Source organism: Acidovorax sp. SRB_24 (assembly GCF_012931925.1).
Genome location: NZ_MWOM01000022.1, coordinates 1 through 13,535, shown reverse-complemented (window position 1 = coordinate 13,535; position 13,535 = coordinate 1). Strand labels below are relative to the sequence as shown.

Annotated in this window: 8 protein-coding genes; 3 read left to right on the top strand and 5 right to left on the bottom strand. The window is 69.8% G+C overall.

All coding sequences use genetic code 11. The features are described 5' to 3' along the window. Positions 1–26 precede the first annotated feature (26 nt). The 4 genes from B2J89_RS09900 to B2J89_RS09885 are packed head-to-tail and all read right to left on the bottom strand — an operon-like array spanning position 27 to position 5,788. A complete protein-coding gene (locus B2J89_RS09900) occupies positions 27–203 on the bottom strand; it encodes a hypothetical protein (RefSeq protein ID WP_206042535.1) in 177 nt (58 codons plus the stop codon). Next, the gene (locus tag B2J89_RS09895; protein WP_169168916.1) at positions 173–3,271 is read right to left on the bottom strand and encodes an efflux RND transporter permease subunit; all 3,099 of its coding nucleotides are present in this window, start codon (positions 3,269–3,271) and stop codon (positions 173–175) included. Before B2J89_RS09895 ends, B2J89_RS09900 begins: the two co-directional genes overlap by 31 nt. Next, positions 3,268–4,497: an efflux RND transporter periplasmic adaptor subunit gene (locus tag B2J89_RS09890; protein WP_169168915.1), complete on the bottom strand. Its 1,230-nt coding sequence runs from the start codon at positions 4,495–4,497 to the stop codon at positions 3,268–3,270. Before B2J89_RS09890 ends, B2J89_RS09895 begins: the two co-directional genes overlap by 4 nt. Before the next feature lie 28 nt (positions 4,498–4,525). Then, positions 4,526–5,788, bottom strand: coding sequence for a TolC family protein (locus tag B2J89_RS09885; RefSeq protein ID WP_240964818.1), 1,263 nt, complete (start codon positions 5,786–5,788; stop codon positions 4,526–4,528). Between the two features lie 106 nt (positions 5,789–5,894). On the opposite strand from B2J89_RS09885, the gene B2J89_RS09880 reads away from it, so the two are divergent. Beyond that, positions 5,895–6,596, top strand: a complete 702-nt coding sequence (locus tag B2J89_RS09880) for a response regulator transcription factor (RefSeq protein WP_169168913.1) — start codon at positions 5,895–5,897, stop codon at positions 6,594–6,596. Continuing rightward, positions 6,593–8,002, top strand: coding sequence for a sensor histidine kinase (locus B2J89_RS09875; RefSeq protein WP_371809057.1), 1,410 nt, complete (start codon positions 6,593–6,595; stop codon positions 8,000–8,002). The genes B2J89_RS09880 and B2J89_RS09875 overlap by 4 nt, the downstream gene beginning before the upstream one ends. 143 nt (positions 8,003–8,145) lie before the next feature. On the opposite strand, the gene B2J89_RS09870 is transcribed toward B2J89_RS09875, so the two are convergent. Further along, positions 8,146–9,249, bottom strand: coding sequence for an alkene reductase (locus B2J89_RS09870; protein ID WP_169168912.1), 1,104 nt, complete (start codon positions 9,247–9,249; stop codon positions 8,146–8,148). A 114-nt stretch (positions 9,250–9,363) separates the two neighbouring features. On the opposite strand from B2J89_RS09870, the gene B2J89_RS09865 reads away from it, so the two are divergent. Next, the coding region (locus tag B2J89_RS09865; protein WP_169168911.1) for a chemotaxis protein CheB at positions 9,364–13,535 on the top strand (4,172 nt) is incomplete at its 3' end.

Genomic DNA, 13,535 nt, shown 5'->3' with positions numbered 1-13,535 from the left:
GGACCTGCATGTCGGGGTCGAACGAATTAGCCCGCAATGCGCGGTGCACAGACCGCACACCCGGCGGCGCGCAGAGCATGCTGCACCGACAGCAGCTCGTCCGACGTACTGCACAGGCCATGCAGCAACAGCACGGCCGTGTCGTGTGCCCGTGGTCCGGGCTGCTCGGCGGTCATGCCGTGGCTGCGGGGGTGGTCGTGCATGGTGCAGCCGCCTTGCGCGGCGAGAACCAGGCCACATACAGCGCCGGCAGCACGATCAGCGTCAGCAGCGTGGCCGTGACCAGACCGCCGATCACCACAATGGCCAGCGGCCGCTGCGTCTCCGATCCGATCTCGTGCGACAAGGCCATCGGCAGCAGGCCGAGCGCAGCCAGCATGGCCGTCATCAGCACCGTGCGCAGGCGCTGCATGGAGCCTTGGCGCACCGCCTCGACGACACCCATGCCGCCGGCCTGCAGCTGCTGGTACACCGACAGCATCACCACGCCGTTGAGCACGGCCTGACCGGACAGCGCGATGAAGCCGATGGCCGCCGATACCGACAGCGGAATGCCGAAGATCCACAGTGCGACGAAGCCACCGAGCAGGGCCAGAGGCACGTTGATCAGCACCAGCGAGGCGGTCTTGAAGGATTTGAACGCATCGAACAGCAGTACGAAGATCAGCAGCAGCGAGATTGGCACCACCACCGACAGGCGCTTCATGGCACGTTCCTGGTTTTCAAATTCGCCCGACCAGTTGAGCTGGTAGGTGGACGGAATCGTCACGTTCTTGGCGACACGGTCCTTCATGTCAGCGACCACCGAGCCCATGTCGCGGCCGGCGATAAAGATGCCGATGGCCGTGGTGCGGCGCCCGGCTTCGCGGGCGATGTTCATGGCGCCCGTACCTTCGTGGATGCGCGAGACGGCGCCGAGCGTCACATAGCCGCCATCCGGCGTGGCGATCGGCGTGCGCGGCAGGTTGGCAATGACGCGCTCGTCCTTGGGCAGGCGCACGGCGACGGCGAACTTGCGCTCGCCCTCCCAGAGACTGGTGGCGGCCTTGCCCGCGAGGGCGGCTTCGATCACATCCTGGATGTCGCTCACATTGAGGCCGTAGCGTGCGGCGCGATCTCGGTCGATGTCGATCAGCAACTGCGGCACCTGGCCATCGCGGTCGATCTCGGCGCGCGCCACGCCCTGCACCTGCTTGATCTCTCGGGCAATGTCGTCGGTGATGCGCTTCATTTCCGCGAGGTCGTCGCCTGCGAGCTTGATCACGATCTGGCCCTTGATCTGCGAGATCGATTCGAGCACGTTGTCGCGGATCGGCTGCGAGAACGCCGGGTCGATGCCGGGGAGGGCCGACAGCGCGCGGCCCATCTCCTCGGTGATCTTCTCGCGCGTCATGCCCTTGCGCCATTGGTCCTCGGGCTTCACGTCAACGAAGATCTCGGCCATGGAGATGGTCTTGGGGTCGGTGCCGTCCTCGGGCTGGCCGGCCTTGGACACCGTGGTGTTGACCTCGGGCACCGACAGCAGCGCCTGGCGCGCCATGCGCAGGATGCGCGTCGCCTCTTCGCTCGACACGTTGGGCGAGAGTGCGAAGTTGACCCAGGTCGTGCCCTCGTTGAGTTCGGGCAGGAATTCCGAGCCCAGGCGCGAGGCCACGACGCCCGACAGGCCGAACGCCACCAGCGCAATCACCATCACCTTGCGGCGGTTGACCAGGGCCCACTCGAGCACGGGCGCATACAGGTTCTTGGCGCCACGCACCACGCGGTTGTCGCCGTGCGGCAGCTTGCGTTTGAGCATCCAGTAGGCCAGCAGCGGCACCAGCGTGAGCGAGAAGACCAGCGCGCCGATCAAGGCCGCAGTCACCGACAGCGCCATTGGCTGGAAGATGCGGCCTTCATGGCGTTGCAGCGCAAAGATCGGGATGTGCGCCGCGATGATGATGAGCATCGAAAACAGCGTCGGGCGTCCGACCTCGTTGGCCGCGTCGATGATGGTTTCGCGCCGGTCGCGCTCGTCCATGTCCTCGCCGCGCTCGGCCAGGCGGTGCATGATGTTCTCGACCACGATCACCGCGCCGTCGACGATGATGCCGAAGTCCATCGCGCCCAGGCTCAGCAGGTTGGCCGGCACGCCCATGATCTTCAGGCCCATGAAGGTGCCCAGCAGCGCCAATGGAATCACCACCACCACGACCAGGCTGGCGCGCAGGTTCGACAGGAAGATGTAGAGCACCAGCGAGACCAGCAGCGCGCCTTCGACCAGGTTGCGGAACACCGTGCTCAGCGTCTTGTCCATGAGCCAGGTGCGGTCGTAGAACGGCACGATCTGCACGCCCGGCGGCAGGCCACGCGCATTGAGTTCGGCGATCTTGTCCTTCACGCCTTTGAGCACCACGCTCGGGTTCTCGCCTTTGCGCATGATGACGATGCCGGTGACGATGTCGTCGTCCAGGTCCTGGCCGACCACGCCCAGGCGCGGCACCGCGCCGATTTTGACCTGCGCGATGTCGCGGATCAGGATCGGGGTGCCGCCGCGTGCGGCCACCACAATGCGGCCAATGTCGTCGGGCGACTGCAGCAGGCCGATGCCGCGGATGGTGTACTGCTGCGCGCCCTGGGCCACGTAGCTGCCGCCCGCGTTGGCGTTGCCGCGCCCCAGCGCGTCCAGCAGGTTCTGGAAGGTGAGCTTGTAGGCGCGCAGCTTGTCGAGGTCGGGCTGCACCTCGTACTGCTTGATGGCGCCGCCCATGGCGACCACGTCGGCCACGCCGGGCACCTGGCGCAGTGCGCGCTCGACGGTCCAGTCCTCGACGGTGCGCAGGTCGGTGGTCGAGAGGCCGTCGCCCTTCAAGCGGTAGCGCATGATTTCGCCCACTGGCGTGGCATTGGGCGCAATCTCGGCCTGCACGCCAGGCGGCAGATCGATGCTCGACAGCCGCTCGGCCACCTGCTGGCGCGCGATGTTGACGTTGGCCGCATCGTCGTACGTGATCACGCTGAACGACAGGCCGAACTGCGTGTGCGAGAACACGCGGATCGAATTGGGCAGGCCGGCCAGAGCGACTTCGATCGGCAGCGTGACCTGCTTTTCGACCTCTTCGGGCGCACGACCGGGGTAGAGCGCGATCACCGTGACCTGGGTGTCGGTGACGTCTGGGAAGGCCTCGACGGACAGGTTCTTGAAGGCAAAGACACCGGCCGCTGCAAACAGCAGCGTGCCGAGCACGATGAACAGGGGCTGGTGCAGCGCGTAATGGATCAGGCGCTTCATTGCACGCCTTTCTTCATGGCGGCATCTTCCTGGGCCATCTGGAACTGGCGTGCCAGCAGCAGCACGTTTTGCGTGACCACTTTGTCGCCGGCGGCCAGGCCCTTGCCGACCACCACCTCGCGTGGGCCTTCATGGGCCAGCGTGACGGCGCGGGGCTCGAACACGCCGGACGCGCTCTCGACGAACACGGTGTGCACGGTGCCGCGCAGCGTGACGGCCTGCGCGGGGATGACGGCGCCGCCGGTGCGGCTTTGCTTGATGCGGGCCGTGGCCAGCATTTCGGCCTTCAGACGCCGGTCGGTATTGGCCACCAGGCCGCGGACCTTGATGGTGCGCGTGGCCGGGTCGATGGAATCGGACGCTGCCGTCACACGGCCCGCGAAGGTTTCCCCGGGGTAGGCCGACACTTCCAGCACAAATCTGTCGCCGGCACGCAGCGAAGCCAGGTCGCTCTCGCGTGCGTCGATCTGCACCCACAGCGTGGACGGGTCGGTCACCACAAACAGCGCCGGCGTGCCGGGGCCCGACTGGTCGGGCCGCACTTCCTGGCCGGGGTTCACGTTGCGTTCCACCACCACGCCGCCCATGCCGGCGGACAGGGCCAGTTGCTGGTTGACGGCCGCGCTGCTGCCGTACAGGCTGGTGCGCGCGGCGGCGCGCGCCACCTCGGCCTGGGCGCGAGCTGCGTCGGCCTCGGCCTGTTCCAGGTCCTTGCGGGCCACGATGCCGGCCTCGAACAGCTCGCGCTGGCGCCGCAGTCCTTGGTGCGCCAGGTTCTGCTCGGCGTGGGCTTTGGCCGTGTCGGCCTGGGCCTGGCCGAAGTCGGGCGAGGCCAGTGTGGCCAGGGCGCTGCCAGCCTTCACGGTCTGGCCCAGGTCGGCGCGGATGGCCGTCACGCGGCCCGCAAAGGCCGGGTAGATGCGCTGGGTGCGCTCCTCATTCCAGACCAGCCGCGCAGGCAGGTCCACGGCAATGTCCTGGCTGGGCTGCGCGGTGGTCACTTCGAGCAGCGCCAGCTGTGGATGGCCAGGCGGAAAGCGCAGCTGCGTGCTCTGTACCGTGGGCGCAGCGGCTTCGGCGGGGGCCGCAGGCGCGGCGGCTTCGCTGCACCCTGCGAGCAGTGCGCTGCCGCCCAGGGCCAAGGCCAGGGCGAGCGTGGGCAGGCCGCGAGCGGCGACAGGGGGGGCGTTGCGCGCGCACAGGCGCGGGAAAGGGGTGTGCACCATGGGGGACTCTTCGGTGAAAGGGGAAAGATCAGGGGGTGGCCAGCAGCGCTTGGGGCCGGGTGCGCAATTGCCAGGCACCCAGGGCCTTGGCGTGCTCCAGGCGGGCCGCCAGCGCTTCGAGCGCGGTGGCGCGCAGCGTGCGGCGTGCGTCGAGCAGGTCGGTCAGCGGCGTGGCGCCCTTGGCGTAGGCGAGTTCGGCGCTTTGCGCCACCTGGCGCGCGCGCGGCAGGATGCCGTTGTCGAAGCTCGCGGCGCGCTGGGCGGCACCGGCGGCGGCCTGTTGCAGGTGCTGCAGGTCGAGCACGGCCAAGCGCCGTGTTTTGTCGAGCGCGTCCTGCGCCTGGGCGTATTCGGCCTGGGCACGGGCGATTTCGCCTTCGTAGTGGTAGCCCCATTGCAGTGGCACCGACACACGCAGCTCCACCAAGCGGTTGGAGGTGCCGGGAAAGTGGTCGTACGAGGCGCCCACGGTCCAGTCGGACTTGCGCTGGGCGCTGGCGTGGTCGCGTGCGGCCTGGGCGGCCTGGACGCGGGCCAGCGCGGCGCGCACATCGGCGCGGGCTTCTGCTGCCGCGTTCAAGTCGAACGCGCTGTCCGGCGTGGCGGGCAGCGCCGGCCAGTCGGTTCCTGCCGCTTCCACGGCCGCGGCGCTGGCGGTGATCTGCGCCAGCGCGAGGGCTGCCTGCTGCCGCTCCAGCGCCGCGGTTTGCGTCTCGGCGCGGACGCGCTCGGCTTCGATGCTGGTGCGTGCCGCATCCTGCACGGACAAATCGCCCGCTTGCACGCGCCGCGCGGCCAGGCGCGCCAGCGCGCTGGCGCTGCGTTCGATCTCGGCGGTCTCGCGCAGCCGCTCTTGCGCGGCCAGCAGGTCGTAGTAGGCCGACAGCGCGGCCTGCAACTGCTGGGTCTGCACATCCTCGACGTCGGCCTGGGCGGCATCGGCATGGCGCTGCGCGGCCTGGGTGCGCAGGGCGCGCTTGCCGCCGCGCTCCCAGGTCCAGTCGATGCCTATGGACTTGTCGATGCGCTTGCGCGCCACCAGGCTGCCACCGCCTATGCCGTTTTGCAGGTCGATGGACGCGGCCTTGGCGCTGAGCACGGGGGCGGGAGCGTGGTCGGCGCTGAGCACGTCGGCGCGCGCTGCGGCCAGCGCGTGGCGCGCCTGGGCCACGTCGCTGTTGTCGCGCGCGGCTGCCAGCGCCTGTGCCAGCGTGAGTTGCGGGGAGGGGGGCTGTGCGCTGTTTTGGGCCCAGCCGGGCAGGGCGCAGGCCACGGCGGAGAGAAGGATCAACTGTCGTATGCTCATCCAGCGTTTATCGTTGCGCCCGCCTGACCGCTGCCTGACCTGGGCGATCCGTAAAAATGCGTACACCTGCTCCCTTGCTGCCCCTGCCCGAATGCGAATCCTGGTCATAGAAGACGATGCCGTGCTGCGCGGCGTGATGCTGCGCAGCCTGACGGATGCCGGCCACCGCGTGGATGCCGCCGCCAGCGTGGTCGAGGCGCACCATTTTTGGTGCGTGCAGCCCTTCGATGCGGTGCTGCTGGACCTGAACCTGCCCTACGATGCCGCGCCCGACAGCCCCATGGGCAGCGGGCTGGCGGCGCTGCGCGCGGCGCGCGCACGTGGCGACCGCACGCCCGTGCTGGTGCTGACCGCGCGCGACCGCACCGAGGACCGCATTGCCGGCCTGGACGCGGGTGCCGACGACTACCTGGGCAAGCCGTTCGAGCTGGCCGAGGTGGAGGCGCGCTTGCGCGCGCTCGCGCGCCGCACCCAGGGCACGGACGACCGCACCGTGGCCGGAGCGCTGGTGCTCGACCGGCGCGCCCGGCGTTTCACGTTGCACGGTGCGCCGCTGGAGCTGCCGGCACGCGAGTTCGAGGTGCTGTGGGAACTGATGACCCCGCCGGGCCGCGTGGTCAGCAAGCGCAGCCTGTCGGAAAAGCTCTCGGGCTTCGATGACACGCTGGGCAACAACGCACTCGAAGCCTTCATATCACGCCTGCGCAAGAAGCTGACCGACAGCGGCGCCGGCATCCGCACGCTGCGTGGCCTGGGCTACATGCTGGAGGCGCAGCCTCCGGCCGGGCCGTGAATCCGGTGGCCGCGGCCGGCGCGCCGGCGCCGCTTCCGTCCCTGCGTTCGCGCCTGCTGCACCATGTGCTGGGGCCGCTGGCGTTGACGTGGCTGGCGGGCACGGTGGTGTCGGTGCTGGTGGCCGGGGGCTTCACCCAGCGCGCGTTCGATCGCTCGCTGCTCGACGATGCCTACGCCGTGGCCGCCAACGTGCGCAGTGTGGACGGCGCGCTGGAGTTCGCGCTGACCTCGCGCGAAGTCAAGGCAGTGCTGTTCGACCAAGTGGAGACGGTGTATTTCGCGGTACTGCGCCCCAATGGCTCGGTGCTGACCGGCAACCCCGGTTTGCCCGTGCCGCCGCCACGCGACGACGATGCGTACCGCTTTTCCGACATCCGTTTCGAGGGCCAGGCGCTGCGCGCAGTGCGCCTGCAACTGGAGGTGCCCGCGGCCTTCGAAGTATTGATGGCGCAGACCACGCGCGGGCGCAGCGCCCTGCTGCGCAGCGTGCTGCTGTACTCGGTGGTGTCGCAGGCGCTGCTGCTGCTGGGGCTGGCGGCGTGGCTGCGCCGGGCGATCCAGGAAGAGCTGCGGCCCCTGACCGCGCTGCAGCAGGCGCTGGACCGGCGCGACGCGCGCGACCTGGCGCCCGTGCCGGTGCAGGCGTCCACGCGCGACCTACAGCGCCTGGGCACGGCCGTGAACGCCCTGCTGGCGCGTGTGGCCCAGGGCGTGCGCGCGCAGCGCGAGTTTGCCGGCAATGTGGCGCACGAGCTGCGCACGCCGCTGGCCGGCATCCGCGCGCTGACCAACTACGGCTTGGCGCAGAAAGAGCCGGCCGTCTGGCGCGAGCAACTGGGCGCCATCGTGCACAGCGAGGCGCGCGCCAGCCACCTGATCGACCAATTGCTGGCGCTGGCCTTGGCCGACGAGGTGCGCGGCGACCTGCCGCGCCAGACGGTGCGGCTCGACGAGCTGGTGCGCCAGACCGTGCTGCAGTTTCTGCGCCGCGCCGACGCGGCCGGCGTGGACTTGGGCGCGCGCGGGCTGGACCGGACGGTCGCCGTGCAGGGACAGGCGCTGCTGATCGAGGGCGTGCTCAACAACCTGATCGACAACGCGCTGCGCTACGGCGTGCCAACGGCGCCGCAGACGCCGCCAAGCGTGACGGTGGAGCTGTCGCGCCTGGCGGGCCAGGTGGTTCTGTCGGTGCTCGACAACGGGCCGGGCCTGACGGCCGAGCAGCGCCAGCACCTGCTGCAGCGCTGGGCCCAGGGCCGCGAGGGCGAGCGCCTGGGCCAGGGCGCGGGCCTGGGCCTGGGCATCGTGGCGCGCTATGCCGAGCTGCTGGAGGCGCGCCTGGAGCTCGATGCCGGACCCCAGGGCGTGGGCTTGTGCGTGCGCCTGGTGTTCATGCCACTGTGAGCGCTGAATTCCTGATTTGATAGCGCCACGCGCTTGCTGCACCAGCGTTAGGGGCGGTTTTGACCGTTTTTTTGAGGCTGCGATGACCTTCCCCGCCGTGGGGGCGGGCGGCGCAGGGCGCGGTGTGGGCCGCGGCTGGCTTCTCAGAACAGCGTGGGGTAGTCGGTATAGCCTTCGGCGCCGCCGCCATAGAAGGTGGCGCGGTCGGGCGGGTTCATCGGCGCGCCGCGCTGCAGGCGCTCGACCAGGTCGGGGTTGGCGATGAACGGCCGGCCAAAGGCGACGATGTCGACGCCGCTCTCGACCGCGGCCTCCGCCAGGGCCTTGTCGTAGGCGTTGTTCACCATCCAGGCGCCCGTGCCGCCGGCCTTGCGGTAGACATCGCGCAGGGCGGCGTAGTCGAACGGGCGCTCGGCCAGCTCGCGCGGCCCGCCGGTAGCGCCTTCGATCAGGTGCACGTAGGCCAGGCCCAGCGGTGCCAGCTGCGCGAGCACATAGTCGAATAGCTGCTGCGGATCGGCGTCGGTGATGTCGTTGGCCGGGGTCACGGGCGATAGGCGGATCGCGGTGCGCTCGCCGCCGATTTCGTCGACGATGGCGCGCACCACTTCGAGCAGCAGGCGCGCGCGGTTCTTGATGCTGCCACCGTAGTCGTCGGTGCGCTGGTTGGCACCGGTTTTCAGGAACTGGTCGAGCAGGTAGCCGTTGGCGCCGTGGATCTCGACGCCGTCGAAGCCGCAGGCGATCGCGTTGCGCGCCGCGTGGCGGTAGTCCTGCACGATGCCGGGCAGCTCATCGAGGTCGAGCGCGCGCGGCATCGAGGTTTCCACGAAGGTGGGCACGCCGTCCTTGATCAGCACGGTCTTGGTGTGGGCGCGGACGGCCGAGGGTGCCACGGGCGCGGCGTTGCCGGGCTGCAGCGTGGTGTGCGAGACGCGGCCCACATGCCACAGCTGCACGACGATCTTGCCATCGGCCTGGTGCACGGCCTCGGTGACGCGCTTCCAGCCGTCGAGCTGCTCGGTGCTGTAGAGGCCCGGCACGTCGGCATAGCCCTGGCCCTGCGGGCTGATCGCGGTGGCCTCGGTGATCAGCAGGCCGGCGCTGGCGCGCTGCGCGTAGTACTGCGCCATGAGCGGCGTGGGAATCGCGCCGGGCGCGCGGTTGCGCGTGAGCGGGGCCATGGCGATGCGGTTTTTCAAGTGCAAGGCACCCGCGGTCATGGGTTGGTAAAGGCGAGAGGACATGGACGGGCCTGTGCGTGAGGGGGTGAAAGAAAGCCAAGGACAATGCACAAGCCTACCGCGCGGCGTGGATGCATGCAGCGGACGCTGGCTTTACCATGGTTCAGGAGAATCGCCATGTCCCACGTTGCCCCCCCTGCGCACCCGGCACCCGCCCCGGCGCCCGCAACAGCCCCACCCGTGGCAGTGCCATCCGATCCGGAACAATGGCCCGGCCTGCAGAAAAGCACGCTGGACTTTCCGGTGGTCGGCATGGGGGCCTCGGCCGGCGGGCTGGCGGCGCTGCAGCGGTTCTTCGACCACATGCCGTCGCAGTCGGGCATGGCGTTCGTGGTGGTGCTGCACCTCTCACCCCAGCACCCCAGCAGCGCCGATGCCATTCTGCAGCGCCACACCCGCATGGCGGTGGTCCAGGTGACCGGCCCGGTGCCGGTCCAGCCCGACCACATCTACATCATCCCGCCCAACCAAGACCTGTTGATGAACGACGGCCGGCTCGAGCTGCGCGCGCCCGTGCGGGTGCACGGACCGCATGTCGCCATCGACCTGTTCTTCCGCACCCTGGCGCACGTGCAGGGGTCGCGCGCGCTGGGCGTCGTGCTCTCGGGCACGGGCGCCGACGGTGCCGTGGGCCTCAAGCGCATCAAGGAAAAGGGCGGCGTGGCGCTGGTGCAGGCGCCCGACGACGCCGAGTTCGCCGAGATGCCCAGCGCCGCCATCGCCACGGGGGCGGTGGACTTCGTGCTGCCGGTGGCGGACATGCCCCAGCGCCTGCTGGACCTGTGGAACAACGCCCGGCGCATCTGGCTGCCGGAGACGGTCGAGAGCGGCGAGAAGCTGCCGTCTCCACCCAGCGCCGCCGATGCGCAGCGCGCCGAGAAGGCGCTGCAGGACGTGATGGCGCTGCTGCGCCTGCGCACCGGGCACGACTTTCGCCACTACAAGCGCGCCACGATGCTGCGCCGCATCGAGCGGCGCATGCAGGTGTGCGAGGTGCCCGACCTGAACGCCTACTGCGAACACCTGCGCACCCACGCCGAGGAGACCGGCCTGCTGCTGCAGGACATGCTGATCAGCGTGACCAACTTCTTCCGCGACCGCGAGGCCTTCGAGGCGCTCGAACGCGAAGCGATTGCGCCGCTGCTGGCCGAGCGCGCCGCCAATGAGCCGTTGCGCGCCTGGGTGGCGGGGTGTGCCACCGGCGAAGAGGCGTATTCGCTCTCGATCCTGCTGCACGAGGCGGCGCAGCGGCGCGGTGGAGGCGGCATGGCACCGGCGCAGGTGTTTGCCACCGACATCGACGAGCGCGCGCTGGCGCTGGCGCGCACCGGGCTGTATGGGCCCTGCATCGCCACCGACGTGGCACCGGAACGCCTGGCGCAGTACTTCACGTGCGAGCCGTCTGGCTACCGGGTGGGCAAGGCGGTGCGCGAGCCGGTGCTGTTTGCCGCGCACAACGTGCTGCGCGATCCGGCGTTCTCGCGCCTCGATCTGATCTGCTGCCGCAACCTGCTGATCTACGTGAGCAGCGAGGCGCAACTCAGCATCCTCGAGATGTTCCGCTTTGCGCTGCGCCCCGGTGGCTACCTGTTCCTGGGCACGTCCGAGTCGGCCGACGCCGCAGGCGAGCTGTTCACCGTGGTGGACAAGAAAAACCGCATCTACCAGGCCAACCCGCGCGCGCCCGGGCATGGGGTGCGCCATCTGCCGCTGTCGGCGCTCTCGGGTCCCGACCGGCGCCACCTGCTGCCGCAGGGACCGGTGTTGCGCGAGAGCAGCCGCGCGGCGGTGGCCGAGCTGCACGCGCGCGCCATCTGTGCCTGCGCGCCGCCGAGCCTGCTGGCCGACCACCGGCTGCATATCCTGCACCTGTCGGACGGCGCCGCGCGCTACCTGCAGCAAGGCGGCGGCCCGCCCACCGCCGAGCTGCTGGCCAGCGTGCACCCGGACTTGCGCATCGAACTGCGCACCGCGCTGTTCCAGGTCGCGCAAATCGGCCAGGCGGTGCGCACTCGCAGCATCCACTTCGAGCACGGGGGGGTGGCCCGCCATATCCGGCTGGCGGTCACGCCGGTGCCCGCGCCCGCGCCAGACACCTCCGCCGAGCCGCACAGCGCCGAGCCGCTGATGCTGGTGGTGTTCGAGGACGCCGAGCAGGCTGCCACGGCGGAGCACGGCGCGGCCGGCGACAGCACCGACCGCCAGCTCATTGGCCAGCTCGAGGCCGAGCTCGACCAGCTGAAGAGCCACCTGCGCAACACCGTCGAGCACGCCGGCATCTCGACCGAGGAACTCAAGGCGTCGAACGAGGAACTGCAGGCCATCAACGAGGAACTGCGCTCGGCCACCGAAGAGCTCGAGACGAGCAAGGAAGAGCTGCAGTCGATGAATGAGGAGCTGATCACCGTCAACTACGAGCTCAAGACGCGCGTCGAGGAGGCCAGCAAGACCAACGACGACCTGCAGAACTTCCTCGCCTCGACCGACATCGCCACGCTGTTCATTGACGAGGCGATGCGCATCAAGCGCTTCACGCCGCAGGTCGCGAGGCTGTTCAACGTGATTGCCAGCGACGTCGGCCGGGCGCTGCAGGACATCACGCACCGGCTCGACTACGACGATCTGGCGCAGGACCTGCACAGCGTGCTGCAGGACCTGCGCACCGTCGAGCGCCCGGTGCGCAGCCTGGACGCGCGCCACTACCTGGCGCGCCTGCGCCCCTACCGCACGGTGGACAACAAGATCGCCGGCGCGGTGCTGGCGTTCGTCGATGTGACCGAACTGCGGCAGGCCGAGCAGCGCGTGCGCGCCAGCGAGGAGCGCCTGCGCCTGGCGGCGCTCACCACGCGCGACTACATCATCGTGACGCTCGACGACGACGGCCTGATCACCTCGTGGAACGAGGGCGCGCGGCGCGTGTTCGGCTACCAGGACCAGGAGGTGCTGGGCCAGCACATCCGCCTGATCTTTACGCCCGAGGACTGCGCCAGCGGCGTGCCCGAGGACGAGATGCGGCGCGCGCGCGAAACCGGCCGTGCCGAGGACGAGCGCTGGCACCTGCGCAAGGACGGCTCGATCTTCTACTGCAGCGGCGTGATGACGCAGCTGCGCGACAGCAGCGTGTCGGGCTTTGTCAAGATTGCCCGCGACATGACCGGCAGCAAAACCCAGGAAGCCGAGCGCGAGGCGATGCTGGAGCGTGAGAAGCTGGCCAGCAGCGAGGCGCGCGCGGCCAACGAACTCAAGGACCAGTTCCTGGCCGTGATGTCGCACGAGCTCAAGCACCCGCTCAACCTGATCCAGGTCAGCACCGAGCTGCTGGCGCGCCTGCCCGAGCTGCAGGGCGTGGCCATGGCGCAGCGCGCCAGCGACAACATCCGCAGCGCCGTGCGCAGCCAGGCCAAGCTGATCGACGACCTGCTGGACCTCTCGCGCGTGCGCACCGGCAAGCTGCAGCTGAACCTCGAAGCGGTGGCCGTCGAGGCCGTGGCCGCGATCGTGGAAATCGCCGGTGTGGACGCCCAGCGCAAGGGCGTGGCGCTGCACTGGGTGTGCGAGGCGCCCGAGCTGCAGCTGTGGTGCGACCGCGTGCGCACCGAGCAGATCGTCTGGAACCTGCTCCACAACGCGCTCAAGTTCACGCCCACCGGCGGCAGCGTGACCGTGGCGCTGGCGCAGCGCGGCGCCTTTGCGCAGCTGACGGTGGCCGATACCGGCGTCGGCATTGCGCCCGAATTCCTGTCCCAGGTGTTTGGCCTGTTCTCGCAGGGGGGCGCCGCCTCGGCACGCCGCGGTGGCCTGGGCATCGGGCTGGCGCTGGTGCAGGAACTCAGCAGCGCGCAGGGCGGCGAGGTGAGCGTCGTGTCGGACGGCCTCGGCAAAGGCACCACGTTCACGGTGCTGTTGCCGCTCGTCGGCGGCGGCGAGCCCAGGGCCGAGGCCGCGGCGGCGGCGTCGGCCCTGCAGGGGCTGCGCGTGCTGTTGGTGGACGACATGGAGGATGCGCTGCTGCTGTTTGCCGTGGTGCTCGAAAACGAGGGGGCCGACGTGGACACCGCCAGCAGCGGCGCCGCGGCGCTGGACCTGGCGGCGCTGAACACCTACGACCTGCTGATTTCGGACATTGGCATGCCGGGCATGGACGGCTACGCGCTGCTGGCGGCGCTGCGCCAGATGCCGGGCCATGGGCAGGTGCGCGCCATCGCCATGACCGGCTATGGCCGCAATGCCGATGCCGAGCGCGCGCGGCGCGAAGGCTTCGACGCCCACGTCACCAAGCCGGTCGACTT